General features: G+C 46.1%; 30 protein-coding genes and 1 riboswitch. Of the genes, 9 read left to right on the top strand and 21 right to left on the bottom strand.

From position 1 onward, the window contains the following. The first annotated feature begins 114 nt into the window (after positions 1-114). Positions 115-1,221, top strand: coding sequence for a deoxyribonuclease IV (locus ACH33_RS09510; RefSeq protein ID WP_057898809.1), 1,107 nt, complete (start codon positions 115-117; stop codon positions 1,219-1,221). Between the two features lie 76 nt (positions 1,222-1,297). Here ACH33_RS09510 and ACH33_RS09505 read toward each other — a convergent pair whose 3' ends face one another. Next, the gene (locus ACH33_RS09505; RefSeq protein WP_057898808.1) at positions 1,298-2,182 is read right to left on the bottom strand and encodes a LysR family transcriptional regulator; all 885 of its coding nucleotides are present in this window, start codon (positions 2,180-2,182) and stop codon (positions 1,298-1,300) included. 167 nt (positions 2,183-2,349) lie between these two features. On the opposite strand from ACH33_RS09505, the gene ACH33_RS09500 reads away from it, so the two are divergent. Continuing rightward, positions 2,350-3,381, top strand: coding sequence for a YeiH family protein (locus tag ACH33_RS09500; RefSeq protein WP_057900316.1), 1,032 nt, complete (start codon positions 2,350-2,352; stop codon positions 3,379-3,381). A 119-nt stretch (positions 3,382-3,500) separates the two neighbouring features. Here the strand turns inward: ACH33_RS09500 and ACH33_RS09495 are convergent, their stop codons facing one another. Next, positions 3,501-4,613, bottom strand: coding sequence for an enoyl-CoA hydratase/isomerase family protein (locus ACH33_RS09495; protein WP_057898807.1), 1,113 nt, complete (start codon positions 4,611-4,613; stop codon positions 3,501-3,503). Positions 4,614-4,849: 236 nt separating this feature from the next. Here ACH33_RS09495 and ACH33_RS19240 point away from each other — a divergent pair, with 236 nt between their 5' ends. Continuing rightward, entirely contained in the window at positions 4,850-5,008 is a 159-nt protein-coding gene (locus tag ACH33_RS19240; protein ID WP_156424037.1) for a hypothetical protein, read from the top strand. 53 nt (positions 5,009-5,061) lie between these two features. Here the strand turns inward: ACH33_RS19240 and ACH33_RS09490 are convergent, their stop codons facing one another. The 3 genes from ACH33_RS09490 to ACH33_RS19235 all read right to left on the bottom strand — a co-directional run bounded on the left by ACH33_RS09490 (position 5,062) and on the right by ACH33_RS19235 (position 7,547). Continuing rightward, positions 5,062-5,247, bottom strand: coding sequence for a type Z 30S ribosomal protein S14 (locus ACH33_RS09490; RefSeq protein ID WP_057898806.1), 186 nt, complete (start codon positions 5,245-5,247; stop codon positions 5,062-5,064). 191 nt (positions 5,248-5,438) lie between these two features. Continuing rightward, a complete protein-coding gene (locus tag ACH33_RS09485; protein WP_057898805.1) occupies positions 5,439-7,343 on the bottom strand; it encodes an ABC-F family ATP-binding cassette domain-containing protein in 1,905 nt (634 codons plus the stop codon). Between the two features lie 39 nt (positions 7,344-7,382). Further along, entirely contained in the window at positions 7,383-7,547 is a 165-nt protein-coding gene (locus ACH33_RS19235; RefSeq protein ID WP_139184942.1) for a TRAP transporter large permease subunit, read from the bottom strand. A 285-nt stretch (positions 7,548-7,832) separates the two neighbouring features. On the opposite strand from ACH33_RS19235, the gene ACH33_RS09480 reads away from it, so the two are divergent. From ACH33_RS09480 to ACH33_RS09470, 4 genes are read left to right on the top strand one after another with little or no spacing between them, the layout of a single operon-like run. Further along, on the top strand, positions 7,833-8,972 hold the full coding sequence (locus tag ACH33_RS09480) for an IS110 family RNA-guided transposase (RefSeq protein WP_082705974.1): 1,140 nt from the start codon (positions 7,833-7,835) through the stop codon (positions 8,970-8,972). A 2-nt stretch (positions 8,973-8,974) separates the two neighbouring features. After that, the gene (locus ACH33_RS19230; RefSeq protein ID WP_156424036.1) at positions 8,975-9,118 is read left to right on the top strand and encodes a hypothetical protein; all 144 of its coding nucleotides are present in this window, start codon (positions 8,975-8,977) and stop codon (positions 9,116-9,118) included. Between the two features lie 31 nt (positions 9,119-9,149). Next, positions 9,150-9,320, top strand: coding sequence for a hypothetical protein (locus ACH33_RS09475; protein ID WP_156424035.1), 171 nt, complete (start codon positions 9,150-9,152; stop codon positions 9,318-9,320). Next, a complete protein-coding gene (locus tag ACH33_RS09470) occupies positions 9,307-9,702 on the top strand; it encodes a hypothetical protein (RefSeq protein ID WP_057898802.1) in 396 nt (131 codons plus the stop codon). Before ACH33_RS09475 ends, ACH33_RS09470 begins: the two co-directional genes overlap by 14 nt. A gap of 229 nt (positions 9,703-9,931) precedes the next feature. Here ACH33_RS09470 and moaD read toward each other — a convergent pair whose 3' ends face one another. From moaD to ACH33_RS09405, 12 genes are all read right to left on the bottom strand, one after another. After that, positions 9,932-10,174, bottom strand: a complete 243-nt coding sequence (moaD, locus tag ACH33_RS09460) for a molybdopterin converting factor subunit 1 (protein WP_057898800.1) — start codon at positions 10,172-10,174, stop codon at positions 9,932-9,934. Continuing rightward, entirely contained in the window at positions 10,171-10,638 is a 468-nt protein-coding gene (locus tag ACH33_RS09455; RefSeq protein ID WP_082705973.1) for a molybdenum cofactor biosynthesis protein MoaE, read from the bottom strand. The genes moaD and ACH33_RS09455 overlap by 4 nt, the downstream gene beginning before the upstream one ends. Then, on the bottom strand, positions 10,635-11,138 hold the full coding sequence (gene mobB, locus ACH33_RS09450) for a molybdopterin-guanine dinucleotide biosynthesis protein B (RefSeq protein ID WP_057898799.1): 504 nt from the start codon (positions 11,136-11,138) through the stop codon (positions 10,635-10,637). Before mobB ends, ACH33_RS09455 begins: the two co-directional genes overlap by 4 nt. 12 nt (positions 11,139-11,150) lie before the next feature. After that, complete coding sequence (locus ACH33_RS09445; protein WP_057898798.1) at positions 11,151-12,404, bottom strand: molybdopterin molybdotransferase MoeA; 1,254 nt, start codon at positions 12,402-12,404, stop codon at positions 11,151-11,153. Then, positions 12,401-12,988, bottom strand: coding sequence for a molybdenum cofactor guanylyltransferase (locus tag ACH33_RS09440; RefSeq protein WP_057898797.1), 588 nt, complete (start codon positions 12,986-12,988; stop codon positions 12,401-12,403). The genes ACH33_RS09445 and ACH33_RS09440 overlap by 4 nt, the downstream gene beginning before the upstream one ends. 130 nt (positions 12,989-13,118) lie before the next feature. Beyond that, positions 13,119-14,336 carry an aminotransferase-like domain-containing protein gene (locus tag ACH33_RS09435; RefSeq protein ID WP_057898796.1) on the bottom strand — a complete coding sequence of 406 codons (1,218 nt, stop codon included), beginning with the start codon at positions 14,334-14,336 and terminating at the stop codon, positions 13,119-13,121. Between the two features lie 37 nt (positions 14,337-14,373). Next, the gene (locus tag ACH33_RS09430) at positions 14,374-14,604 is read right to left on the bottom strand and encodes a hypothetical protein (protein ID WP_057898795.1); all 231 of its coding nucleotides are present in this window, start codon (positions 14,602-14,604) and stop codon (positions 14,374-14,376) included. Next, on the bottom strand, positions 14,597-15,355 hold the full coding sequence (locus ACH33_RS09425) for a CoA-transferase subunit beta (protein WP_057898794.1): 759 nt from the start codon (positions 15,353-15,355) through the stop codon (positions 14,597-14,599). The genes ACH33_RS09430 and ACH33_RS09425 overlap by 8 nt, the downstream gene beginning before the upstream one ends. Before the next feature lie 5 nt (positions 15,356-15,360). After that, complete coding sequence (locus ACH33_RS09420) at positions 15,361-16,377, bottom strand: CoA transferase subunit A (RefSeq protein ID WP_236781841.1); 1,017 nt, start codon at positions 16,375-16,377, stop codon at positions 15,361-15,363. 37 nt (positions 16,378-16,414) lie between these two features. Further along, a complete protein-coding gene (locus tag ACH33_RS09415) occupies positions 16,415-17,257 on the bottom strand; it encodes a MetQ/NlpA family ABC transporter substrate-binding protein (RefSeq protein WP_236781840.1) in 843 nt (280 codons plus the stop codon). Positions 17,258-17,434: 177 nt separating this feature from the next. Further along, positions 17,435-17,544, bottom strand: a riboswitch (SAM riboswitch). Between the two features lie 96 nt (positions 17,545-17,640). Beyond that, the gene (locus ACH33_RS09410) at positions 17,641-18,498 is read right to left on the bottom strand and encodes a tyrosine-type recombinase/integrase (protein ID WP_057898792.1); all 858 of its coding nucleotides are present in this window, start codon (positions 18,496-18,498) and stop codon (positions 17,641-17,643) included. 303 nt (positions 18,499-18,801) lie between these two features. After that, positions 18,802-19,983, bottom strand: a complete 1,182-nt coding sequence (locus ACH33_RS09405; protein WP_057898791.1) for a thiolase family protein — start codon at positions 19,981-19,983, stop codon at positions 18,802-18,804. Positions 19,984-20,151: 168 nt separating this feature from the next. Here ACH33_RS09405 and ACH33_RS09400 point away from each other — a divergent pair, with 168 nt between their 5' ends. Further along, a complete protein-coding gene (locus ACH33_RS09400) occupies positions 20,152-20,619 on the top strand; it encodes a L,D-transpeptidase (protein ID WP_082705972.1) in 468 nt (155 codons plus the stop codon). A 166-nt stretch (positions 20,620-20,785) separates the two neighbouring features. Here the strand turns inward: ACH33_RS09400 and ACH33_RS09395 are convergent, their stop codons facing one another. Then, positions 20,786-21,295 (bottom strand): MogA/MoaB family molybdenum cofactor biosynthesis protein, encoded by a 510-nt coding sequence (locus ACH33_RS09395; RefSeq protein WP_057898789.1) that lies wholly within the window; start codon positions 21,293-21,295, stop codon positions 20,786-20,788. A 52-nt stretch (positions 21,296-21,347) separates the two neighbouring features. Next, positions 21,348-21,692 (bottom strand): thioredoxin family protein, encoded by a 345-nt coding sequence (locus ACH33_RS09390; RefSeq protein WP_057898788.1) that lies wholly within the window; start codon positions 21,690-21,692, stop codon positions 21,348-21,350. A gap of 171 nt (positions 21,693-21,863) precedes the next feature. Between ACH33_RS09390 and ACH33_RS09385 the strand changes: the two genes are divergently transcribed. Beyond that, complete coding sequence (locus ACH33_RS09385) at positions 21,864-22,670, top strand: DUF2935 domain-containing protein (RefSeq protein ID WP_057898787.1); 807 nt, start codon at positions 21,864-21,866, stop codon at positions 22,668-22,670. Here ACH33_RS09385 and ACH33_RS09380 read toward each other — a convergent pair. Beyond that, on the bottom strand, positions 22,663-23,835 hold the full coding sequence (locus ACH33_RS09380; RefSeq protein ID WP_057898786.1) for a CaiB/BaiF CoA transferase family protein: 1,173 nt from the start codon (positions 23,833-23,835) through the stop codon (positions 22,663-22,665). The two genes, ACH33_RS09385 and ACH33_RS09380, sit on opposite strands and share 8 nt — an antisense overlap. A 66-nt stretch (positions 23,836-23,901) precedes the next feature. Then, complete coding sequence (locus tag ACH33_RS09375; RefSeq protein WP_057898785.1) at positions 23,902-25,053, bottom strand: PASTA domain-containing protein; 1,152 nt, start codon at positions 25,051-25,053, stop codon at positions 23,902-23,904. Between the last annotated feature and the right edge of the window lie 271 nt (positions 25,054-25,324).

The following is a 25,324-nucleotide window of genomic DNA, read 5'->3' as shown; positions in this document are numbered from 1 at the left end:
AATTTTCATAAAAGAAAAGAGAGGTTTTCATTCAATCTGAATACTTTTACACTTTTTAAAGATTGAGGGGAGGGATTTTCTGATACAATAGGACGTTGGAGGAGTGATATATAGATGAAAATTGGATCGCATGTTTCGTTTTCAAAAAAAGGATTATTAAACGCGGTGGAAGAAGCCATTAGCTACGGTTCCACTTCGTTTATGGTGTATACGGGGGCACCACAAAACACAAAACGAAAACCGATGGAAGAACAATACGTCGCAGAAGGCCTGGAACTAATGAAGCAGCACGGGATCGATGACATTGTTGTACATGCTCCCTATATTATCAATCTCGGTTCCTATAAACCGAACACATTTGAACTTGCGGTTTCGTTTTTGCAGGAAGAGATCAAGCGAGCTGAATATCTTGGGGTAAAAAACATTGTGCTACATCCGGGAGCATACACAGACAAAGACCCGGAATACGGCATCAATCGGATTGCCGAAGGACTAAATGAAGTGCTGCATCGGGGGCAGACCGTCAACATCGCGCTTGAGACGATGGCGGGCAAAGGCTCCGAAGTGGGCCGTACATTTGAAGAATTAGCGGCAATTATCGATAAAGTGACATTGAACGACAAACTGACGATTTGCTTTGACACATGTCATACGCATGACGCCGGATATGATATCGTGAACGACTTTGACGGCGTAATGGAACATTTTGACCGGATAATTGGGCTTGATCGTCTTGCCGTCTTCCATATCAATGACAGCAAAAACTTCCGTGGCGCCGCGAAAGATCGGCATGCGCCCGTTGGTTCCGGACTTATCGGATTTGACGCCATCCATTACATCGTTCACCACGAAGTCGCACGGAACAAACCGATTATTCTAGAAACACCATGGATCGGCAAAAACAAAAATGACCAATCTCCAATGTATGAAATCGAAATCGCTCTTCTGCGTGGTACAGTGGAAGAACGTTTTACGGATAACTTCCGTAGCGATGTCGAACGACTGACTGCTTATTTCGCCAAAGAAGGTATTGACCGCCGCGAATATGTGGTACAAAATTGGGAAGTGCTACAGGATAAACAATTGAAAAAAGCAGATCCGCGCGAACCGCTTGAGAAGCTATTCGACACGGTCGTAGACGCAGAGCTTTTACCAAGCGAGTCTGAAGAAGGCATTTACAAACGCCTGATTGCTTGGCTGGCTGGTCTTCAAACAAACTAAATTGAAAAAGAAAAAACGGGGAGGAAATTCAAATTTCCTCCCCGTTTTTTCTTTGAAGTCCAACCGTGTATCACATCTACTCCAATTTTTGCACAAGGCTGGAAAGAAAAACTTCAACCAGTCTCGTTCTTTCCGCATGCGCCGGATAAATGTACGAAAACCGCCGCAAAAACGGCTCGCTTTGAAGTGATAATTCAGCAAGTTCGCCGTGCTGCAAATGCTTTTTGACCACCCAGCGGGATAACAGCGTAATCCCCAATCCGGCAATAACCGCTTCTTTGACCCCCTGATTGCTGCTTAATGTAATCATTTTTTTCACTCTAAGACCGAATGCCCGGATCACGTAGTCAGAATAGACGCGTGTGCCGGAACCTTCCTCCCTCACTACCCACGTTTCATCCTGTAGTTCATCAGGTGTTACTGTCCCACGCGCTGCAAGCGGATGTGCAATGGGGACAACAAGCACCATTTCGTCTTGCATAAACGGGGTAATCCGCAATTCTTTATCGCTCGTTTGTCCTTCAATTAAACCGATATCCATCTGTAACAGTTTCACAGCTTCAGCAATGCGTTTTGTATTGCCGATCGTTACCTCCACTTCGACCTCCGAGTACCTGCGGCTGAAGTCGGCCAGCAAAACCGGCAGCACGTACTCCCCGATAGTGAAGCTCGCTCCAATGCGGAGCTTTCCTGTTACCGTGTGTTGATGCGCGTAGATGTCTTCTTTCGTCTTTTCATATAGGTTTACAATTTGTTTGGCTCTTTCATACAACATTTTTCCCGCCGTCGTAACATACAGATGCTTCGGCGAACGATCAATCAGTTTTGCCTGGAACTCCGTTTCAAGATGTTTAATATGAAGACTTACGCTTGGTTGGGATAAACGAAGCTTTTCCCCTGCTCTCGTAAAACTTTTTTCTTCCACCACCGTAATAAATGTACGCAATGCGTCGTAGTACATATATCTTCCCTTCTATCATTAAAAATATTAATCTTTAGCATAATATATCTATATTTTACTTATCATTTAATCTTTCATATATTGAAAAATGAAAAAAGATTATGAGAGGAGGGCGAAACATGGATCAAACAGCTATGCAAAAACCTTCTGCCAGCAAAGACGTTTCTATTGAGAAGACATCTCCCGAAAAAAAAGGGACTGTTCTTCCGTTTCTGCTGGGTATCGGCCTAACATTGCTGATTGCCGTAGTAGCAAAATATGTGGCGATGCTTCCTTTACTTAGCATCATCGGTCAATTGGTCATCGCTATTCTGCTCGGGATGCTATGGCGATCGACTCTTCCTGTCCCGGAAAGAGCACATAGTGGAATCACTTTCTCCAGCAAAAAGCTGCTACGTTGGGGAATTATTTTGCTTGGTATGAGGCTGAATTTATCCGATATTATAGCGTCCGGACCGAAAGTGTTCACGATTGCGGCCGCTGATATCGCATTTGCGCTCTTGGTTGTATACTGGCTTACCCGGCTATTTAACGTTGACAGGAAACTGGGCATGCTGACGGCATGCGGAACAGCGATTTGCGGTGCAGCGGCCGTGGCGGCGGTAGCTCCGCAAGTCAAAGCGGACGAAAAAGAAACAGCGGTCGGCGTTGCGATCATCGCCGTGCTCGGTACACTATTCACGCTAGCCTATACGCTATTGTATCCAGTACTAGGACTTACGGAGAAGGGTTTCGGCGTGTTTTCCGGAGCAACATTACACGAAATCGCCCATGTCATTGCCGCAGCGGCGCCGGGCGGGCAGGCGGCAATGGATATTGCCATTATTGTGAAACTGACGCGAGTAGCATTACTCGTACCCGTAGCGATACTCATCGGCTGGTGGTTTCAGCGGCACGCGGCAAAACAAGCCGGGCAGAATGACGATAAACGCACTTCTTTGCAAATTCCTTGGTTTATTTTAGGTTTTCTGCTTATGAGCGGAGTCAATACGCTAGGTATTATACCGGAAAATGTCGCCGCCCAGATTGTTACAGCAGCCTACCTGCTGATTGCGATGGCAATGGCCGGGCTTGGGCTTAACATTGAAGCAAGCGCGTTTAAAAAAATGGGAGCCCGTCCTTTCTGGGCGGGATTCATTGGCTCGATCCTGCTTTCCTTGTTTGGTTTTGCTCTTGTTTGCTTCCTAAGACTTTCTTAAGCGCTAAAACGAAAAAACCTGACATCATCCTTACATCACATCGTAGGATGTTCTGCCAGGTTTTTTCTATGCATGTGTTATCCATATCATAAACAATCAGTTATTTGCTTTTCCTGCATCTATTCATCCGCAAGCGGATGCTGTCCACCTTCCCACGGGTTTTTGAAAAACGCTTCCACATCTTCACGCTTTACCTCTTCAATAGAAGCCGGTCTCCAGTTCGGATTACGGTCTTTGTCCACAAGCACGGAACGTACACCTTCGTAGAAATCGTGACTGTGCATGAAATGCATGCTCATGTCCATCTCCATACGGAAACAATCAGCAGCCGACATGTTTTTGCCACGGATAAGCTGTTCAAGCGCCACGGCCATCGAAATCGGGGATTTGCTGCGCAGCGTTTTGGCGGTTTCAGCCGCCCATTCGTCTCCTTCTGCGGCAGATGCATCCAAGGAAGCGAGAATGTCTGCGACAGAGTTATGTGCGAAATGTTTGTCCACTTTGTCTTGCACGTTTGCAAGCTGTGATTCCGGCACCTCTTTCACCGTGTATTTTTGGATAATTTCACGCAGTTTGTCTTCCACCACTTTACGTCCGCCGCATGCGATCCAATCCATGGTCTGCACGTCTTTTTTCAGCGCGTCCCAATTCGTGGATTCCATGTAATGGTCAGCTGCTCCAAGATAAATCGCGTCCGCGCCGTTGAACAAGTGTGCAGTCAATGCGAGATAACGTCCCATATGGCCAGGCATTTGGTTTAAGAAGTAACTGCCCCCCACATCCGGAAAGAAACCAATATTCATCTCTGGCATGGATAATTTCGAGCGCTCAGTCACCACGCGGTCACTGGCAAAGATCGATAAGCCGACACCGCCCCCCATGACAATCCCATTCATGTAAGCAACAATCGGCTTTGTATAACGATATAACGCAAGGTTCATTTTATATTCGGTAGAAAAAAACGTAAGCGCATGTGCCTCCACATTATCGTTACGCTTATCGTAGAACGAGCGCATATCTCCACCAGCACAGAGCCCTTTTTCGCCAGCACCTTCAATTATAATAATCGCAACGGAATCGTCTTGTTCCCATTCAGTCAATCTTTTTCCAATTTCCTCCACCATTCTAATAGACAAAGCGTTAATTGCTTTCGGTCGGTTTAACAGAATATGTCCGACTCCATTTGTTACACTAAACAGCACCTCATTGTTTGCTTGTACCGCGTTCTCCACTCTATAACCTCCTGTTTTTTCTTTCTATTCAGTATTTTTTTCGACAAAATTTGCGAAATTCCTTCATAATTTCTTATGTAAAAGCGGCCCATCAATCACTTTATCATCTATGAATGAAAGATGAAGAATTCGTGCGATTGTTGGAGCGATAGGTACGATATGTTCATTTGTTACATACCTTGTGAAAAGAAAAGAATTCTGACGCAAAACCTGAATACGAGCAGGTGACCTTTATAATGAAACGAAAAAAGGGCAAACAGAAAAAAGGCGAAGAAATTTTCTCGCCCCAAAATTTACAACTGATCGGACAGGTGCTGGCTACGATTGGCGCTGTTCTCCAGACTATCGGATACGTACAGGAGCTAGAAGAAGAAAACAATAAGAAAAATGGATAACGTATGAAACCCGAAGCCTATATCGACTTCGGGTCTGTTCTCAAGCATCCACATTACCAGCTTGCTTTTTTCACGCCAGGCAACTGCCCCTGGTAAGCCAGTTCCCGGATGCAAATTCGGCACAACTTAAATTTGCGGTATACGGAATGCGGACGACCGCACCGCTCGCAGCGGGTATATGCGCGAACTTTGAATTTCGGCTTCCGCTTGGATTTTGCGATCATTGATTTTTTGGCCATAGCTTCCTCCTTTACATTTATTAACATCTATCCTATCACACAAAGCGTTATCTATATCAATACAACTCGATATATCGACATTTTTTCATGGGATCGAGAGAAATAAAAAAGACACCCGACAATGTCGAAACATCAAGTCAAATGTATATATATATCATATCACTGCTTGCGTTTGAGCGCAAAACCGCATTTCAATTTTTCTGCGCCTCTATTTCTTCCACAAGCAAACTTAATTCCGCCCAGCGCTCCACTTTTGCTTCCAGCTCGGCGTCGATCTTTTCTTTTGCGGCGGTCAATTCCTGCAATTTGCCATAGTCGGTAGCGGCCAGCGCCATTTCCTCTTCAAGCTCCTGGCTGCGCCGCTCCAGTTCGCTAATCTCTTGCTCAATCGTTTCAAACTCCCGTTTTTCTTTGTATGACAGGCGGCGCGGCTTGTCTTTTTTCTCACGGAGAGCAAGCTCCTTCTTCCCTTTTACGACTTCAGTCGCTTTTTGCTCTTCCCGTTTCTTTACTTCCAAATATTCGCTATAATTGCCGATATACTCCCGAATTACGCCATCACCTTCAAATGCAAATAGGCGGTCCGCCATACGATCGAGAAAATACCGATCGTGTGACACGGTAATAACAGCACCAGGGAACGTTTCGAGATAGTCTTCCAGAATGGAAAGCGTCTGGATATCCAGATCATTCGTGGGTTCGTCCAATAGCAAAACGTTCGGCTCACCCATTAAGACACGAAGCAAATACAAGCGGCGCTTTTCCCCGCCGGATAACCTGCCAAGCGGCGTCCCATGCATATCGGATGGAAACAAGAAGCGTTCCAAAAGTTGGCCTGCCGAAAGTGTTTTGCCGTCCGCAAGATGAATGATATGCCCGGCTTCTTTAATATAATCAATAACACGCTGCGTTTCGTCCATTTCTGTATTTTCCTGTCCGTAATAACCAAGCCGTACAGTCGGTCCCAGCACCGCCGTCCCTTCCGTCGGTTCGAGACGACCAGCAATGATTTGCAATAAAGTTGTTTTGCCGCTCCCGTTCGGCCCGACGATACCGACACGGTCGCCAGGGACAGCGATGTAGCTGAAATCGCGGATGAGCGTTTTTCCGTCAAATGATATCGAAACATGATCAAGCTCGATGATTTTTTTGCCAAGTCGCTGCGTTTTTAGCTCAATTTGTAGCGTTTTGCTTCGTTCCTGTGGCTTGTTTTCCTGTAGTTCACGGATGCGGTCGATACGGGCTTTCTGCTTCGTTGTACGCGCCTTCGCCCCGCGCCTGAGCCAGGCAAGCTCGCGGCGCAAAATATTCTGCCGGGTCGCTTCCATCGCCGCCTCACGCTCTTCGCGCGCCGCTTTTTGTTCCAGAAAATAACCATAATTTCCGGCATATGAGTACAGCTTCCCTCTATCAAGTTCAATAATACGATGGACAACACGATCAAGAAAATATCTATCATGCGTGATCAAAAGCAGCGCCCCTTTGAAACGCGACAGATAACTTTCCAGCCATTCTATCGTCTCGTTATCGAGATGGTTGGTCGGCTCATCCAAAATCAACAAATCAGCCGGATTAATCAGGGCGCGCGCCATCGCCACCCGCTTGCGCTGCCCCCCGGAAAGCAAGCGGGTTTCCGCAGAAAAGTTATCGATGCCAAGACGCGTTAAAATTGTTTTGGCGTTCGTTTCCAAATCCCAGGCACCAGCGCGATCCATTTGCTCGTTAAGGCTAGCCAGCTTCTGCTGGAGCTTTTCATTTTCCGGATGTCGAGCTAATTGCTCTATCGTCTGTTCATATTCTTTAACCAGTTGGATCAACGGAGAATCGCCCAGAAAAACTTGATCCAGTACCGTTCCTTCTTCTTCAAATGCTGGATTCTGCGGAAGATATTCGACGCGTATGCGATTTCCGATAGTGATCGTTCCGGTATCAGGTGGAATGATGCCGGCCAATACTTTCAGCAACGTCGATTTGCCTGTGCCATTCACACCAATCAGACCGATTCGCTCCCTTTCCTGAATACCGAAGGAAATGTTTTCAAACAGCGTTTTTATGCCATACGATTTAGAAAGATTTTCTGCCGTCAAGATGTTCATAAATACAACGATCCTTTTCTATGTAATCATCTAGTTTTCTCATCTTTTATTATAAATGAAATGTGAGCGAAACAAAGCCGAGTTCAATAAAATTTCAGGGATATTTCCCCATTTGATTGTCTTGTAAATCACAATTCCAACAAAAAAACTGTAAAACACAGCTACGACCGCTGATTCAGTCGAAATAAAAATCCCGCTGTAAATTCCGCATTCATCAAAATGAACAAATGTTTACAGGAGCTAGTTTTACGATTTGTTTAATGACAAAAAATTATTAATATAAATAATTTTTATAATATTTCGTTGATTAAAGTTTATTAAGTATATATAATCAAACATAAAGCAATAAAAAATGAATTTGTACTTTTTTATTTATAGATGATATTGCAAAACTAACATAAAAATTCAATATTATGAATAAGTACGCACAACTGACAGTGGAAATAGTAGCGATTTTTACCATACCAACGAGGCTACTCAAAAGAGAGTTTGTTCTTTAGGCAGCAGAATACATGCTCAATTTCTTTTTCAAGTACACGCCGTGGCTTCGAATCCTTCTATTATTGGATACAAAGTTTGATGACAGAACATCAAAAGACAGAAGTTATTGTCGGTTTAGAACCTACTGGGCATTATTGGTTAACACTAGCTGCTTTTTTACGAAATCGTAAGATTTCGATCGTCGTTGTTAATCCTATGCATGTAAAAAAGTCAAAAGAATTAGATGATAATTCGCCAACAAAGAACGATCCGAAGGATGCGCGTGTGATTGCACAACTCGTGAAAGATGGGCGATACTCTGTACCTTATTTCCCGAATGGTGTATACGCCGAGTTGCGGGAAGCTGTGAAAATAAGAGACGATATCTCTTGCGAGATTCAGCGTATTCAAGGAAACATTCATAACTGGTTAGATCGCTACTTTCCAGAGTTTCTGGAGGTATTTGCAAGCTGGGAAGACAAAGCAGCTTTAGAAACGCTTAAACACTTTCCTTTGCCTCAAGATATCATCGAAGCAGGCTCTTCCGTCATTCTGTCTGTATGGCAGAATAAGATGAAGAGAGGATTACGGCCCGTACGGGCCGTTGAACTTGTGGAACAAGCTAGGCATTCTATTGGCTTGCATGAAGGTGCCAAAATGGCTCAATTGGAACTAAAAACATTGCTCATGAGCTATGAACTAAAGGAACAATTACTTAATCAAGTTATGAAAGAGAGCGAAGAGCTACTGGCTCATATCCCAGGGGTTCAAGAGATTCTAACAATCCCTGGAATGGGAATAACCACCGTGGCGGGTTTTTTTGCCGAAGTTGGAGATTTGTCGCGATACCAGCATCCTCGACAACTTCAAAAATTATCCAGATTGAGTTTAAAAGAAAATCGTTCTGGAAAATATCGTGGAAAAACACAGATTACTAAGCGAGGACGTCCTCGGCTTCGTACTTTACTCTATCGAGTCATTCGACCAATGGTGCTCGTAAATCCAGCTTTTCAAGCACTGCATACCTACTATACGACACGCCAGGAAAATCCATTACGCAAGCAACAATCGTTGATTGCCTTATGTTGTCGTTTACTTCGTATCATATTTGTGCTTGTACGTAAACAAATCGCTCGGGAAAAACGCTAAATATGTCAACCATCAAGCGTTGGACCGACGAAGGCTATCTCGAAGAAGTGATTGACGAACGTGAACGGTTTTGGGCACTAAAGCTGAAGCAGGGAAAAAAAACGCAACCTCTACTCCGTGTCCATCGTTTTTTCTTTTTTGTATGAAAAAAGATATATCGCTCCTCTCTATGATATATTGGACGAAGTAATGTATACTGACGGAGACGAAATGCTGTACGCAGTTGTAACAGATGTGCGAATGAGCGAGGGCCGCTTCTTATATAAAATCCAGTTAGAAGATTACACGGTATTGCAGGATATAGACGAAAAAGCACTGGCAGGTGTACAAGAACATGGTCAAAATTGAAATGAAAAATACAAATGAAAATATTTTGGTTGCAAGAAAATTTCGAGATAAGAACAAATACAATGTAGAAAATTTTAATCTTTATTTCAGCGAAGATAACAGTACCATTATTATTGAAGGGAACAAACTGCTGATTCCCTGCAAAAAGTTTCCCCTCCCTAACATAAAAATAAAAGGCTTGCTTCATCCGCGCGGCGAAGAATTCGAACTTGTAGACGGAGAAAAGGGAAAAACAGTAAACCTTCATTTGGATGCCGAATTGGTAAAAGAGATTAACGCGATTCGAAGCTATGTCAAAAGTAAAACGCAGCATGAAGCTCTGCTTGAAGTGTTTAAGAAAGGATTGGAACAGTACAAAAAAGAACAGGGCGGAACAGAATAGCGATGAAGCACCCCCGTCGAGCAAACGAGGAAACACTCGCGAGGTGTGTTTCAAACATTGCTTTTTCCATGTGGAGCGTGTGGGACGGAGAAAGATCAACAATGGTCTCCTTCCTCAAAGTACCTAGATGTTTTGCCGATTCGACTGAAGAGCCACAAAGCGGCCGTTTGGCTTTTTTGAGGAAAAAGAGCGAACAGCAACACCCGCGAGTGCTTCTTATCATGTAGAATCAGCCACCGCTAACGGGTGGAATGAATGCTACTTCGTCGCCGTCTTGCAACGGGTTCGCAAAGGCGGCAAATTCCTGATTCACCGCGACCATTGCGGCTGGAATCCGGGAGGCAAGCGACGGATATTGTTCGGCAAGCCACCTTTTCACGTCTTCCGTGGTCATTCCTTCCTGCCACGTCATTTCGATCGTTTCTTTGCCTGCCTCTTCCGCCATGGCTGCAAAAAGTTTGATCGTAATCAAGCGTCTTTTCCTCCAATCTCCGGTTTTCCGGTCGGGTATGGTGTGATTTCTTTTTGATCACCAATCCATTCTTCCCCATCTTCCCAATGCTCTTTTTTCCAAATCGGGACGATTTCTTTCATTCGTTCGATGGCGTAACGAGAATATTCGTAAGAATCCGCTCGGTGCGGAGTCGCAACTGCAATGGTGACAGCGATATCGCTAATGTCGAGCCGCCCGATGCGATGGGTAATAGCGACGCGGGCCTCCGGGCACTTCTCCTGAATTTCGCGGCCGATTCGTTCCAGTTGTTTCTCCGCCATTTCTTTGTAAGCAGCATATTCAAGATACAGTGTTTTTTTACCTTTCGTTAGTTCACGCACGGTACCGACGAATAAATTAACGGCACCGCAGTTCGGATGAATCACTTTGCGCATGACCTGCTCTACAGATATCGTATCTTCCACAATTTCAAACAGCTTCAATCCGTTTCTCCTCCAAGATAAAGTAACACTTCCTTCATCAGGCCGGTTACATCATTTATGTGATACTGTGGACATGAAATGTTGGGAAGGGGTTCCCAGGCGGCAACCATAAGCACAGATGTAACATTCTCCAATAACTCTGTATGTTCCGGATGCCGGAGAACGACGATTTTCGGATAATCGGCCCATTTATATCCCTCAATAAACACCACATCCATATCTTCATACATCGGGAGCAATTCTTCAATGGAGCGCCGTTCCTGAATCATGATCGCCGTTTTGGCGGCAGAGGTAATGGATACAATGCACGCACCCGCTTCCCTGTGTTGCCATGTGTCCTTGCCCGGTTTATCCACATCAAAATCGTGGGCGTCATGCTTAATAGTTCCGACTTTATAGCCACATGCGGTCAGCCTAGCGATCAGTTTGACAAGCAATGTCGTCTTCCCGCTGCCTGAATAACCGACAACCTGTAATACGTGCGGCCTGTGTTGCGTCATAATGCTCTCCCCTTATTCTCCCGCATTGTACGGTAGCAATAGAATCGTAGCTTTATCCCCTCTGCTTATGCCGCTTCCTCCCGGCGGGATACGAAGCAGACAATTCGCGTCGGTGATATTGGTCACGACACCGGATTTATCCTGACCAACCGGGTAGACGACTATTTTTCCGTCTTCTACCGTCCAGGAACTGCGGACGTACCGCGTGAACGAAGATGGCTTTTTCATATCGAGCCCCATTGTCGCTTCGATTTCAGGTAAAGTCACTTGTTTTTTCCCTTGCATCGTCTGCAACAGCGGACGGACAAACAGCTCGAATCCGACGAAACAAGCGCCTGGATTACCGGAAAGCCCGAAGATGAATTTATCCTTATAGCGAACCGCTGACGTTACGCTGCCCGGGCGCATCGCGATTTTGTTGAACAAAAGTTCTGCTTTCAAACGTTGAAAAACTTCGACCATAATATCAAAATCGCCGACTGACACGCCGCCGGACGTAATCAGTATATCGGTTTCCTCCAGAATGGAAAGCACCGTTTCTACCGCTTTATCCGGGTTATCTTCAAGGTTGCCATATAATACGGGAATGCCTCCTGCCTGACGAACTTGGCTTGCCGTCATATAGCTATTACTGTTGCGAATTTTTCCGTAGCGCAGCGGCTCCTCCGGCTGCAAAAGTTCCGAGCCGGTGGCCAGAATCCCAATTTTCGGCTGGCAATATACAGGCACCTGTGCATAACCGAACGTGGCAAGTAGGGCCATCTCTCCCGGACCGATGCGTTTGCCGGCCTCAATAAGCAAATCGCCTGTTTTCGCCTCTTCTCCCAATTGAATAACATTCTCACCAGGTTTCATTTCCTTTTTAATACCAACGATTTTTTTCGTTGGCGCTTCGTTTTCCGTTGTCATCTCAAACATAATAACACAGTCGGCTCCTTTTGGAATGGCGGCGCCGGTCATAATGCGTGCGGCCTGTCTTTTTCCGACAAAAAAAGCTGGCTCATCACCGCAGGCAATCGCTCCGACAATTTCCAGTTCAACAGGTTTGGTGATGCAAGCGCCAATGGTGTCTTCTGAGCGTACAGCAAACCCATCGTACGGAGATTTTGGGAAATGTGGCACATCATTAGTGGCACGAATCGGCTCCGCCAGCCTGCGGCCTTCGCTTTCCGTCAACGGAACAAGCTCCACGGCGCCTGTTTCGGCAAATGCAAGAATACGTTGCTGGGCTTCCGCCACCTGAATGGGTTCTCGGTGAAACCTCATGTTCTCTCTCCCTTTCGAAAATGATTGTACTCTTCCATCGTATTTACGTTATAAAAAGGATCGGCTGCAAAATAAGGCGTGGCGTCCCACTGTTTCACTCTGGATGCCTGTATCACATCGAACATACGTCGCCGTCCACTTTGCAAAAGCTTGATGACAAGCGGATATAACCTGCGGTGGTAAAGCGCACATAACGGATGCGCCCGTCCATTCCACAGCGGGAGAACGATATCAAAATCGGCACGCAACTCGTCCGACTGCGCACGCAACATTCGTAACAGTTCCAGAGTAAGCGCGGGCATATCGCACGCTACCACCAGTAATACATCGTGCTTAGATACACGCATGGCGGTCGCTATACCGCCAAGAGGTCCCTGCCCTAGTATGTCGTCTGAATATATAGGAACACTGTCTGAAATCATGGTCAACCGTTCCCGGTGATTGGACACAATTAGACAACTATTCGCCACTAAATCAAGCAATTTCCATGTCCGCTCAATGAACGTAACGCCGCTCACTGGAAGCAGCTCTTTGGGCCTTCCCATCCGCGAGCTCCGCCCGCCAGCGAGAATCACGCCTTCCATTCGCTCGCTCCTTCTCTACAAAAGTTGGTATTATTCATCTATTTTACCTTATTTACAATTTAAAAAAACGGTTGATGAAAGATAAAGAGAGCGAACGCGCAGCTTCGCTCTCTTTATCTTTCCTAGTTTCTTATATTTCCGTCAACGCTTTATCCGTTGTAATGGCTTCATACGCTTCTTCAAGGACGCTGACAAGCTGACTCATGCCAAATTCGATTTTCTCCGGAACAGAGTGCGTATAATTGAGACGGAACGTGTTATGTTTCGGTTCTTCTACATAGAACGGGGAACCCGGAACGTACGCTACGCCTTTTTCAATCGCTTTAGGAAGCAGCGATTTCGTATTGATTTTCTCATGCAGAGAAACCCAGAAGAACATGCCTCCCTGCGGAACGACATACTCGAGACCAGGCAAGTCTAATCTTTGCAGCTGGTTAAGCATGGCATGCATTCTTTCTTTGTAAACGGCGCGCAATACCGCAATATGCCCGTTCAAATCAAAATCGCGCAGCAAATAATACAGGGCCTGCTGGTCGATGGAACTGGAATGAAGATCAGCAGCTTGCTTGGCTTGCGCCATCATTCGGATGATCTGATAGGGCCCCATTACCCAGCCAGTGCGCAAGGCGGGCACGACCGTTTTGGAAAACGTGCTCGTATACAGTACCGTTTCACCGTTATCAAGCGCAGCAATGGGTGTGTAATTGGCCGCTTCATCGAATTGAATTTCTCCGTACGGATCATCTTCAAAAATAATGACATTATATTTTTTCGCAAGGCGCAACAGGTGTTCGCGGCGCTCAAGCGACCATACTTTGCCGCTCGGATTGGAAAATGTCGGCACAACATATACGAATTTCGGCAGATGAGTTTTCATTTTTTTCTCTAGGTCTTCCGGCAACATACCGAACGCGTCCGATTCAACCGGAATGACCTGTGCTTCGTACGATTGGAATACCTGAAGCGCCGCTAGATATGTAGGATTCTCCGTAAGAATAATGTCGCCCGGGTTCAGCATAATGCGGGCGAACAAGTCAATCGCTTGCTGGGAACCGGTTGTAAGCAAAATATTTTGCGTATCCATACGAATGTTCTTGCGCTGCGCCATCCGTTCCGCAATCGCTTCGCGCAACAGAATAAACCCTTCGGTTAAACCATATTGCAGCGAATGTTTTCCGCTCTCAAATACCCGCTTATATGCTTCTTCTACCGCTTCAAGCGGAAACAAATCATCATCGGGCAATCCACCAGCGAACGAGATGATGTTCCCTTGGTCAATAACTTTTAAAATATCCCGGACCGCGGATGATTGGAAGTTCCGGGTTCGTTGTGCAAATGCGTATTTCATAATCCAGCCACCTCGATATGCTTTGCTTTTTAAAATATTAAAAATACATTATACCTTTTGAGCGAGATTGGCAAGACCTTACGCTATTTTTCTTCCAGATTTTTTGGAATAGACGGATAAAATGCGTTCGCTTGCAAAGCCGTTCTTCAGGCAGAACACCCAAAACATCCAAGTAGTCCAATGTTGGAGATAGCCCATGTTTTTTCCGTTTTTCAAACGGTTTTGCTGAAACGAAAAAGCAAACTTCACTTTTATCAAAATTAGCCAAGCACGATTCCGCCTGGATCTAAAGTATATAATATCTTCAATTCCTCTTGTGTCGGCTCAGGGAGGTAACTCCAATTCGGATCAATATCAATGGCAAAACCGCTGTTCTCCTGCACTTGCTCCAGTTTCACTCCTTCGTATAAGTGCAAAAGAGTCAATCGACGCGTTTCTTTGGGAAAACCGTAAACACCTAACTGCGTCACCACGCGGTACGGCCCCGTATCCGCGGGCAATCCTCGGCTCTCACGTGCACCTGGACCGTCAAAGTATCCCGGACTGGTGATAAAATCGAGTTTGGGCGTAAATTTTCTTTTATCCTGCTTCATTAAAATAATCGTTCTCCAGCAGAAGGAAGCGATATCCGCTCCGCCACCGGAACCGGGAAGTCTGACTTTCGGATTTTCCCAGCTTCCAATCACCGTTGTATTTAAATTTCCATAAGGATCAATTTCCGCTCCCCCAAGAAACCCATACTCGACAAAACCCGCCTGTGCGAGGCTCATTACATAATCCATGGAACCGACAATAATTCCGTTCTGAAACGTCAACGACTCACTCACCTGAATGGGCAATCTTCCGGTCGGCTGGCCCCCGACTCCGCCTCCCTCATAGATAGTAAGCAGGCCCGGTGCATGCGTCCGCTGGGCCAAGACCGCAGATAAAAGCGGCATTCCCGTTCCAACAAATACACTTTTATTGTTTTCCAATAATCTTGAAGAAGCAACGATCATCCGTTCCATATCTGTTGCCATAGCTCTTACCTCCTTTTCGCTACCGGCGGATAATCCGCAATTCCTTTCTCAATATGCTCCAGTTCACGCAGTACGCGCAGACCCCCGATTCGCTCCAAGTACTCATAGTGGTCTTTTGTGCCCCGGATATACGTGTTGAGATACTCTTCCACACCTTCATCGGTCAACGACGCGTCCAGCCATTCCTGCCAGTGTATTTCATCAAAGGAATACAGATATGGAACCTGGTTCGGATGAGAACCGTACGGCACTTCAACGACTGAATCCACTACAAAATAAGGGATTTTCGTATGGTCAGGACGCTTTCGAATTTCATCCGTTGCCACAATTTTTTCCGTCGTGACAATAACGTGCTTGGCAGCATGGGCCAGTTCGAAATCTTCTGTGATATTGCCGTCAATTTGACAGTTACCATATTTATCCGCACGATGGACATGCAGAATCACAACATCGGGATAGCAGGCAGGAATCAATTCCACCGGCCTTCCAGTAAACGGGTCTTGTATGCGTACAGAACCACTGTAGTGCAGCGTGTCGGTGCCGATTGCCGTGCGTGTGGGATAAAACGACAGGCCCTTCATAGCAGCCGTAAAACGCCATTGGAAGGCGGCATTTGTTGTCTCAGAAATGACCTTTAACTTTCCACTTTCTACTGCCGCACGAGCTGGACGGGACAGTCCTCTAATTTCATCCCCGAAGCCATAGGCCACTTCCGCTTTTGAAACTAGTCCGGCGGCTGTTAACAAATTCCAGTCATGCTGAGAACCTTTGGCTCCTACTGTCAAATCGCCGATCCCCTGTCGAATTATTTCGTAGACGGCAGCCATAGGGGTACGCACGGAACCCATACCGCCAAAGACAATATAGCTTCCCGGTTTGACACCCCAGCTTATCGCTTCTCGTAACGTTGTTCTTTTGTCGCGCAGTTCTACCGATTTATGCTGACGTCGGTATGCCCGTATCTCATCCGGGTCCGCCCATCCAAACAGGTAGGGGTTTACTTGTGTTGCTTCGCTTGTCATCAGCGATCTCATCTCCTTACTTAAACCATTCAGCCCATTATTTTTGATAATCTGGCTTTACGAATCCTTCAAATTCTTTATCTGTAATTTCTTTAAATTCAGATGATTTATAAGCTTCAACTAAATCTTTCACAAACATTTTATCTTTGTCTTCTGTTCTAACTGTTAATACGATCATGTAGTGAGGTGGCGTTTTTTCCAACGCAACCGCTTCTTTAAGCTTTAATCCGGATGCGATGGCAAAGTTTCCGTTAATAAATGCGTAATCGGCGTCATCAAGCGAACGTGGAAGTTGGGCCGCCTCCAGCGGAAGAATAGTAAGTTTTTTAATGTTTTGCGCAATATCTTTTTCAGAGGCTTTGGTTGGATCGAGCCCTTCTTTCAGCTTAATCCAGCCAAACTGGTCAAGCATGGTTAAAGCTCGTGCCTGATTCACTGGATCGTTCGGCAGTGTAACCGTTGCCCCTTCCTGAATATCATTCAATGACTTATGTTTCCTAGAATATAGCCCTATCGGCGCTGTCGGCACTTCAAGCACCCCTGTAAGATGCAAGTTATGGTCTTGCGCAAACTTTTTCAAGTATAGTGGATTTTGAAATACGTTGGCATCCAGCGAACCTTCGGCCAACGCTTTGTTTGGCTGCACATAATCACTGAACTCAACCACTTCAATTTTATACCCTTTCTTCTCAAGAATCGGTTTAATCCCTTTGTTAATCTGATCGCTGTATGGTCCTGCTGTAGCACCGATTTTCAATTCCTTTTTCTCTCCGTTTGCTTTACCGGCTGCAGCTGTTTCTTCCTTCGCCGAGCCGCAAGCTGATGCAATCATTGAAAAAATGAGAATAAGCGCCATAATGAATACAGACTTTGTTTTCACCGGAAATCCTCCTCAACAAGTTATATACTTTCTGAATCCAGCCCATCCCTTACACGTCTACATGAAATCTATGTACCGACAATATTTTTTTACTCTTTCACCTCCTGAATGAATAAAAAAATTGGCCTCTTGTTACACAAGAGGCCGACGGATGATGAAAAGTTGTCACATCGCACCTCCTTATCTTTCAGGACATAAATCCTGTTGGAATTGGCACCGTTTGGATGTAGTCTCCAATGGTTGCCGAGGTTTCACCGGGCCAGTCCCTCCACCTCTCTAGATAAGAAAGTAAGTATTCAAAGCAGTTTACTTTGTATTATTTTATTACTACAATTCCAATTAGTCAACTAAGTTTAATTACATGATATACAAATTTTATCTTCCTATCTTTGTGCCGCGATTTCTTCCATAATGTGATCAGGCAAAATCAACTGCTCGATGCCAAGCATATCGGCCACTTCGTCCCGGCTGTAACCGCGCAGCATCTTCTGCACAACAAACGTGTTGCGCAGTTTTTGCGCATGGATGTGCAGCCCCGCTTTTTTGCCGAGCGTGTTCAGAATAAATTGGATGCTGCGCGGGCTCATTCTTTCCCCCTGCCGTGATGTAAACACAAACGGTGAATCCCCGCTGACTTCTTTGTATGCCCGTAAAAATCTGGCTTCGTGCGCCGTGAGGACAACCCGTCGTATATTTCCAAGCGAAATGCCGATAATTGTGCTGTCATTTTCCCATATGATTTCGTTCCACAATAAATTCGACGCCTCCTGAATTCGCAGCCCTCCCCATAGAAACAGCGAGATAAGCGCCATGTTGCGCAAATAGATCTCCTGCTTATTTTTCGCGGCCGCATCCTGTTCGACGGTACGAAGCAAAAAGTCCACTTCCTCATCCGTTAAATAGAACGCCTGCTCCTCCTTTTTATCCGGTCGCCGCTTCAGTTTAGCGCACGGATCAATGCCAATTACGCCTTTAAGCCATAAAAAATGAAAGTAGGATTTGAGCGCCGATATTTTTTTGTTAACGGTCGACACCTGACGCCCTGCTTTCAATTCTTCTTCGATAAATTGGGTTACTGTCGAGTAACCGATTTGATGCAATTCCATATGGGGATGCACCCTGCCAAGCCAGGCGAAAAAGATGGTCATTTCCATCATATAAGAATGAATCGTTAAATCAGCTCTCATCTGCTCGATCAGATATTGTTCGTACTCATCGTGGTAGCTGAAGCGATAGTTCATAGCACTCCCTCCTTCTTTTTTGGTGTGTTTGGTTTATGGTTTGTTATTTTATACGCAGTATTTTTATACATTAATTTTATTGAATATTCTTCCTTTTCTCAAGCTTTTTTAGCCGAGAATTTACCGCAGCTTTCATACAGACTATTAATAAAAGTAAAACGCCAGCAGAAAATCTTTAATGACGCCGGAGAAGAGGAGTACATATAACGGATGTGCTTTATCACAGCAACGCAACGAAGGCAGCAGAAAAAAGAAAGAGCACGGGGCAACATTTCCGCGCTCTTTTATTATGCTTATTCATCTTTATATCGTCATATTTTCATAAATGACTGACAGCCCCATGCCACCAGCCATACAAAGCGTTACCATACCATACTTCACACCTGAACGCAGCATCTCATTCATCAGCGTGACCGTCAACTTCGCTCCGGTTGCACCCACGGGATGGCCCAGCGCAATAGCGCCCCCATTCACATTCACGACATCCGGGTTCAAGTCGAGCTCTTTTATTACTGCAAGCGCCTGGGCCGCAAACGCTTCGTTTAGCTCGATCCGCCCAATATCCTCTAACTTTAATCCCGCTTTCTCCAATGCCTTGCGTGTCGCCGGCACCGGGCCGATCCCCATAATATTCGGTTCCACGCCCGCGCTCGCGAAAGCTTTCACCTTTAGCAACGGTGTAAGCCCTTTTTCTTCCGCTTTTTCACGTGACATCATCAGTACGGCTGCCGCTCCGTCATTCATCGGGCAAGCGTTGCCCGCCGTAATCGTGCCGTCTTTTTTAAAGACCGGACGAAGCTGCGCCAGGCTGTCAAGATTAATATCAGCGCGAACCGACTCATCCGTCGTAAACAGCTGCACCTCTTTCCGCCCGGTCACTTTTACCGGGACAATCTCATCGTTAAAATGCCCGTTCTCAATCGCCTGCAACGCTTTTTTGTGACTATCGTACGCAAACTTATCCTGTTCTTCACGACTGATGCCGTAGCGTTCAGCTAAACGTTCTGCTGTCATGCCCATATGTTCGTTTTCAAGCGAGCAAATAAGTCCGTCTGCAAGCAGCGCATCTTCCATTTCAATGTTTCCAAATTTGCTGCCCCACCTGTTTTTCACAAGGTATGGTACATTGCTCATGCTTTCTACACCTCCGGCGATAACAACGTCTTCTTGGCCTGCCGCTATCGTAAGCGCGGCCGTCGTAATTGCTTTCAGGCCGGAGCCGCATGCTTTTATGACAACATGAGCCGGGGCGCTGCGTGGGAATCCTGCGCGCTGGGATGCAATGCGCGCAGAGTTCAATCCGCCGCCGTGCACATATCCGTGCCCAAAAATAATTTCATTAACCTCTTCTTTCTTCAGCGAAGTTTTCGTCATCAATCCTTCCAACACCTGCACACCTAGCTCAACCGCCGGCACGTCGCGCAACGATTTTCCAAACGCTCCTACAGGCGTACGTGCACCCGCTACGATCACCGCTTCTTTCATATTCTTCTTCCTCTCCTTCTTCAGCCAGTCTTATGCACCTTCTTCGTCTCCATCATAAGAAAAAAGCAGGGCGCAAGACATCCGCCGCGGCATCTGAAAATCACACAAATTTTTATACATTGTGTACAAACGCAGTACCTTTACCGCTAACACGCTTTCGTCACTACCATGATCGTTTCCTCAGTTATTCTTTGCAACCCATCGACCTTGATTTTCAACAATGATTCCGTCATTACGTTTTTGTTACCCATCCATGCCCGGCCAACCCTCTCTTCATACGATAAGAAAGGAGGTGATCGCTTGGCATACTCTATTCATGTTTCCCTTTTTGCCCACACGCTGACGCTTCAGCAAAATAATCGCGTGATCAAAACATACCCCATCGGCGTCGGAAAAATGCTCACACGTACACCTATCGGCACATTTTATATCATCAACAAAGCTCCCAATCCCGGGGGGCCGTACGGCACCATGTGGATTGGCCTTTCCAAAAAACATTACGGCATACACGGCACCAACAACCCGGCTTCCATCGGCAAAAACGTATCGAAAGGTTGCATTCGGATGCACAACCGAGACGTCAATGAACTGGCACGGATCGTCCCTATTGGAACGCCGGTATACATTCGTCCATAGTCAACTTCCCCACCTCCGCTAACACTTGGGGGTAAAGAGCCTATGCGGTTTGGGATAAAAAAAGCACCCTCGTCATCCAAAGGTGCTCTAAGAATAAGTTATGATTGCTTGATTAGCAATCCATCTTTATGTCCCAGCGTCGCTACGCTGGTTTTCTTTTCCTTTTCTATTTTTTATATATCTCCCTTATCACATGACCTAATTCAGGAATAATCAACTTGCTCATCGCAAGTCGCACCGCACCCGAAGAGCCCGGCATGGAGAAAATAGCTCGGTCTTTATATACGCCCGCAATTGCCCGACTCAAAATGGCCGCTGAACCGATATCTTCCGTATAACTGAGCATGCGGAAAATCTCGCCAAACCCCGGCAACTCTTTTTCTAACAAAGAAGCGACCACTTCATACGTCACATCCCGCTTCGCAATCCCTGTTCCTCCGTTCAAAAGAATAGCATGCACATCCGAAGCGGATACCGCTTCTTCGATTGCCGCCGCAATCGCATCCCGCTCGTCTTTGACAATCTGGTAGCGCACGACCGGATGGCCTGCTTCTATTAGAAATCTGCGAATAAGCTGCCCGCTTTTATCCGTTTCCTCATTTCGGGTATCGCTTACCGTAATAATCATGCAGCCGACCTGCTTCGGTGCTTCTTTTTTATGTTCCGCTACTGACACGTGGATCTTCCTCCCCTTTTCCCGTGAATACCGGCTCACGTAAACATAAGGTTTATTTTTGCAGCGCTTCCGCTACCTGCACAGCACGATTAAGGAACGTTTCGATCTCCTCACGTGTTTTGCCAGCGCGGCTTACAAAGCGAACAATCTCCCTGCCGTTCCGAAATGCGACAAAACTCGGAATACCAAAAATGTTAAGCTCTTCGGAAAGCTCGGGAAACGCATCACGATCCACGCTGATGAATGTTACCTTATCTTTATACGCCTCTTCAACTTCCGGCATAAATGGGTCAATCCGGTGGCAATCCGGGCACCAATCGGTATAAAATTTCGCAACAGTAAGCTCATCGGATTGAATCGCTTCCCGAAATTGTTCAGCTGTTTTGATTTCTTGCATAAATATTCACTCCTTGACATTGGTGTAATCGTTTTTCAAGAGAACTATCTCTTTCATTATCTTATCTTTTTCCTGCGCAAAAAAACACGAACAGCCTCTCTTTCATTTTTCTAAATTCTCTTCTTCTCTCATAACAATATTACTAGCAACTGTTACGAGGGAGGAAAATGCATGTCCAACCTTTTTGCTGAACGTTCACTCCACGAAATCCGCTTCTGGAGCCAGATTATGAAAGAACACGCCTTTTTTCTACGCCTCGGGTTTACTTCTGACCAATCACGGCTGATTCAAGAAGCAAACCAATTTTACCATATGTTCGAAAACATTGAGGAGCGCGCAGGTGCTTTTGCTGCTGATACTGACCATGAAGCGATCGCACGCTTTAATATGGAAGTGTATCAGGCGACGACCCGCCTTTGGACCTATAAGCGCAACGTGCTTGGGCTCATTCTATCCTGTAAAATCCACGCTCATCTCTTTCCATCGTTCATTGATCATATAAGCCGGGAAGCCGCCTACTTTATGAACCGGCTTGAACAATTGAATCGCGGCATGCTCGATCCGCTACCAGACACTGTGATTAATGAGAATGTTTTCTTTCTCCGCCTGATGGCCGATCATGCAAAATTTATCGCGCACATGCTCGATCCGTCGGAGCGAAACCTTATCAGCGAAGCGACCGATTTAAGCTATCAGTTCGAGCAATTGCTATTCCAGATGGTCGATCTTGAATCGATGCGCCCTGCTTCGCAAACCGCGGGCATTTTAACCCGGCTCCTTGAGGAACATCGCGAAGCCATGCAAAACATCCACGCCTTTAAACAAACGATACGTGAGTTACTGGAGCTGTGCTGCCTCCGGGGCATCATACATCCGCTTTTTGCTGATCATACGTACCGGGAAGCGAACCATTTCCTTGAGCTGCTCGGACATCTGGAAGCGAGCTTGACAGCAGGACCGGAGCCCTCCGCTAAATAATGCTTTTTTCTTTTAATTCTTGAATCATCTTGTCATCATATCCTAACCCGCGCAACACTTCTTCCGTCTGCGCGCCGCGCGCAGGCGGAAAAGCTTGCGCTTCAATGTTCGCCTCAGCCAGCAAAGGATTCTTCACCTGTGTAACGGAAGGGTGCTCGTTCCAGCGCGCAAACATGCCCCGGTCAAGCAAATGCGGATCGTCCAATGCCTCTGCCAACGATAATACCGGTGTCAGACAAACGTCTTCTTCTTTAAAAATATCCATAATCTGCTCAGCTGTATATTTCTTGAAATAGGCCGTTACTTCCTTTTTAATGCACAGCTGCTTGGCAGGCTCCAAATAATCCGGCATGTGATCATCAAGTCCGGCCACTTCACAAAAGCGCTTCCAAAACTTCGCCTCAAGCGCTCCGAGAGCCATCCATTTCCCATCCTTTGTCTCATAAACATTATAGCAAGCAAGCGCCCCGGTCAGCGGATTGAACGAAGGTCTGCCACTTTCTCGGGCCGCAAGATGGTACCCCAGTGCCGGAATCATAAACGGCAACACACCATCCGTCATGGCAACATCAAGATATGTGCCTTTTCCTGTTCGCTCCCTGCCAAAAAGCGCAAGCAAAATTCCGCTAACCGCGTGTAATGTACCGGCCCCTATATCCGCGATCTGAACCGGAGGAAGCCATGGCATGGGCGTCTTTCCTGAGTGAATGCAATCATGGAGCAACCCGGTAAATCCTATATAATTCAGATCATGGCCGGCCTTTTTCGCATACGGCCCGTTCTGTCCGTATCCAGTAATCGAGCAATAAACAAGACGCGGATTTATTTCGCACAATGCCTCATAGTCCAATCCAAGCCTCCGCATAACGCCCGGACGAAATCCTTCCACCAGTATATCGGCCTTGCAGACCATCTTCCGTAAAATCTCTTTTCCCTCTTCCTGCCGCAAATCGAGCGTCATGCTTCGTTTGCCACGGTTAACGAGTTGGTAAAGCGCACCCGCACCCGCAAGCATCGGTTCCATTTCGCGCGCATAATCTCCCAATCCGGGGTCTTCAATCTTTACTACATCCGCTCCCCAATCCGCCAGATACATCGTACACAACGGCCCTGGAAGCAACCGGGTTAAATCAAGCACCTTGATTCCATGCAACGTCCGATGCATATTCTCCCTTCTCTCTATAGATTTTTTCCTTTCAAATAAAAAAATAGCACACTAAGGTGCTATTGGCTATTCACTAACCCACAGTTCTACAACTTCGACTCTCGGAATTTTCTCACCAGGTTTTGGGTTTTGCTTCAACACAGTCCCTTTTTTAAAGAACGAAGATTCAAGATAATATTTATAACGCAAGCCCGATTCACTTAGCTTCTGGCTGGCTTCCTGAAGGGATAGACCTTCTACGTCCGGCACCTCTACTCCCGCTTTATTTTCTTCCGACTGCTGTCCGCCTGTCTCTTGGGAAATCGTTTCAACCGATTTAGCCGAACTCGGTTTATCGTTTTGTGCAAATGCGAACGCCACTACACAAACGATTGCTACCAGCGCAACCGCAGCCAAGCGTTTAGGCGACAGGCCTGGAACCTTGCGTTTTTTCGCTTCTACGTGGGCGCGCGTTTTTAGCGGAGCTGAAAGCAGCCCATGCGATGTTGTATTCTTTCCCTCTTCCTGCACAGAAAAAGGACGAAGGCCCGCTTGTGTCTTTTTAATATAATGATAAAGAGATGTAATATCTTCCAGCGTTTGCGCCAGCATTCTTTCATACTGTTCTGCCCTATTCTTCTGTTCACGACGCCAGATCGCCCGGAGCGATTTGCGGATAATAAATAGATCTCCCGGATATGATAAAGACATTTCTTCAATGACTTGCTCAAGCGGTAGCTCAATCTTTACCTCGCCGAACATCATATAATGCATAAGACGAAACATATCGCTAATTTCACGGCCGACGGCTTCTTCAGATACAGCCCAGCTATTGATCACTTTCACTTCTCCAGTTTCCGTTAACCAAAGATTATTTTTAGTAAAAAGCAACCCCCGGCCTTTCGTTTGGCTGGCCTCTTGCAAAATTTGCACAAACTGGCGAGCCATACCAAGCGCCTCCTTCAAAGACAGTGCACGCGACTTGGCCGCCGTGCCAAGCAGCAGGCCCGGGATGTATTCCAAGACGACAAACGCTTCGTTTTCCGTCTCCCCTCGATCCAGGATTTGCAGAACGGATGAGCCGTGCATCATGCATTCCGGGTACGACGATCTGCGCGGAAAAATATAGAGAAGAACATCGCGCTTTAAAATTTTATCGTGCCCGCGGTGAAGCTGCCCTATTTCATCCTCGTGCAGCAGCATATCCGGCACATAACGCTCGTACAATCCTTTTTTCATATGCAATCATACCCCTCACATCGGTTTCTCAAGCTGTCGTTCTAGTCCGTATGACTTTCTTCAAGACTGAAAAACTGTCGTATCTTTCTTGCATCACCATACACAGCACACAGTCCCCAGGTTGAATCACGGTGCTTCCTGTCGGATTTTTAATGATGTAGCTGTTTCTTTTTTATATTCATGATTTTTACATCTTGTTGTGCCAAATTCAACTCTTTTAGCGGAATAGTTATTACCTGTTTATCCTTACTTATACAGTACTAAAAAACGA

The organism is Aneurinibacillus sp. XH2 (assembly GCF_001439585.2).
In the GTDB taxonomy this organism is placed as follows: domain Bacteria; phylum Bacillota; class Bacilli; order Aneurinibacillales; family Aneurinibacillaceae; genus Aneurinibacillus; species Aneurinibacillus thermoaerophilus.
The sequence above is the reverse complement of the archived record's forward strand: the minus strand, read 5'-3'. Positions and strand labels throughout refer to the sequence as shown.

Coding starts and splice junctions, on each gene's coding strand:
- ACH33_RS09380 (WP_057898786.1), bottom strand. CDS start 23,835: ATGCATCGGACGTTGCATGGAATCAAGGTGCTTGATTTAACCCGGTTG.
- ACH33_RS09490 (WP_057898806.1), bottom strand. CDS start 5,247: ATGGCCAAAAAATCAATGATCGCAAAATCCAAGCGGAAGCCGAAATTC.
- ACH33_RS09425 (WP_057898794.1), bottom strand. CDS start 15,355: ATGGCAACAGATATGGAACGGATGATCGTTGCTTCTTCAAGATTATTG.
- ACH33_RS09390 (WP_057898788.1), bottom strand. CDS start 21,692: ATGCAAGAAATCAAAACAGCTGAACAATTTCGGGAAGCGATTCAATCC.
- ACH33_RS19230 (WP_156424036.1), top strand. CDS start 8,975: ATGTCAACCATCAAGCGTTGGACCGACGAAGGCTATCTCGAAGAAGTG.
- ACH33_RS09410 (WP_057898792.1), bottom strand. CDS start 18,498: ATGAACTATCGCTTCAGCTACCACGATGAGTACGAACAATATCTGATC.
- ACH33_RS09400 (WP_082705972.1), top strand. CDS start 20,152: ATGATCGTTTCCTCAGTTATTCTTTGCAACCCATCGACCTTGATTTTC.
- ACH33_RS09470 (WP_057898802.1), top strand. CDS start 9,307: ATGGTCAAAATTGAAATGAAAAATACAAATGAAAATATTTTGGTTGCA.
- ACH33_RS09375 (WP_057898785.1), bottom strand. CDS start 25,053: ATGAAAAAAGGATTGTACGAGCGTTATGTGCCGGATATGCTGCTGCAC.
- ACH33_RS09405 (WP_057898791.1), bottom strand. CDS start 19,983: ATGAAAGAAGCGGTGATCGTAGCGGGTGCACGTACGCCTGTAGGAGCG.
- ACH33_RS09445 (WP_057898798.1), bottom strand. CDS start 12,404: ATGAGGTTTCACCGAGAACCCATTCAGGTGGCGGAAGCCCAGCAACGT.
- ACH33_RS09510 (WP_057898809.1), top strand. CDS start 115: ATGAAAATTGGATCGCATGTTTCGTTTTCAAAAAAAGGATTATTAAAC.
- ACH33_RS09435 (WP_057898796.1), bottom strand. CDS start 14,336: ATGAAATACGCATTTGCACAACGAACCCGGAACTTCCAATCATCCGCG.
- ACH33_RS09440 (WP_057898797.1), bottom strand. CDS start 12,988: ATGGAAGGCGTGATTCTCGCTGGCGGGCGGAGCTCGCGGATGGGAAGG.
- mobB (WP_057898799.1), bottom strand. CDS start 11,138: ATGACGCAACACAGGCCGCACGTATTACAGGTTGTCGGTTATTCAGGC.
- ACH33_RS09385 (WP_057898787.1), top strand. CDS start 21,864: ATGTCCAACCTTTTTGCTGAACGTTCACTCCACGAAATCCGCTTCTGG.
- ACH33_RS09485 (WP_057898805.1), bottom strand. CDS start 7,343: ATGAACATCTTGACGGCAGAAAATCTTTCTAAATCGTATGGCATAAAA.
- ACH33_RS19240 (WP_156424037.1), top strand. CDS start 4,850: ATGAAACGAAAAAAGGGCAAACAGAAAAAAGGCGAAGAAATTTTCTCG.
- ACH33_RS09420 (WP_236781841.1), bottom strand. CDS start 16,377: ATGACAAGCGAAGCAACACAAGTAAACCCCTACCTGTTTGGATGGGCG.
- ACH33_RS09505 (WP_057898808.1), bottom strand. CDS start 2,182: ATGTACTACGACGCATTGCGTACATTTATTACGGTGGTGGAAGAAAAA.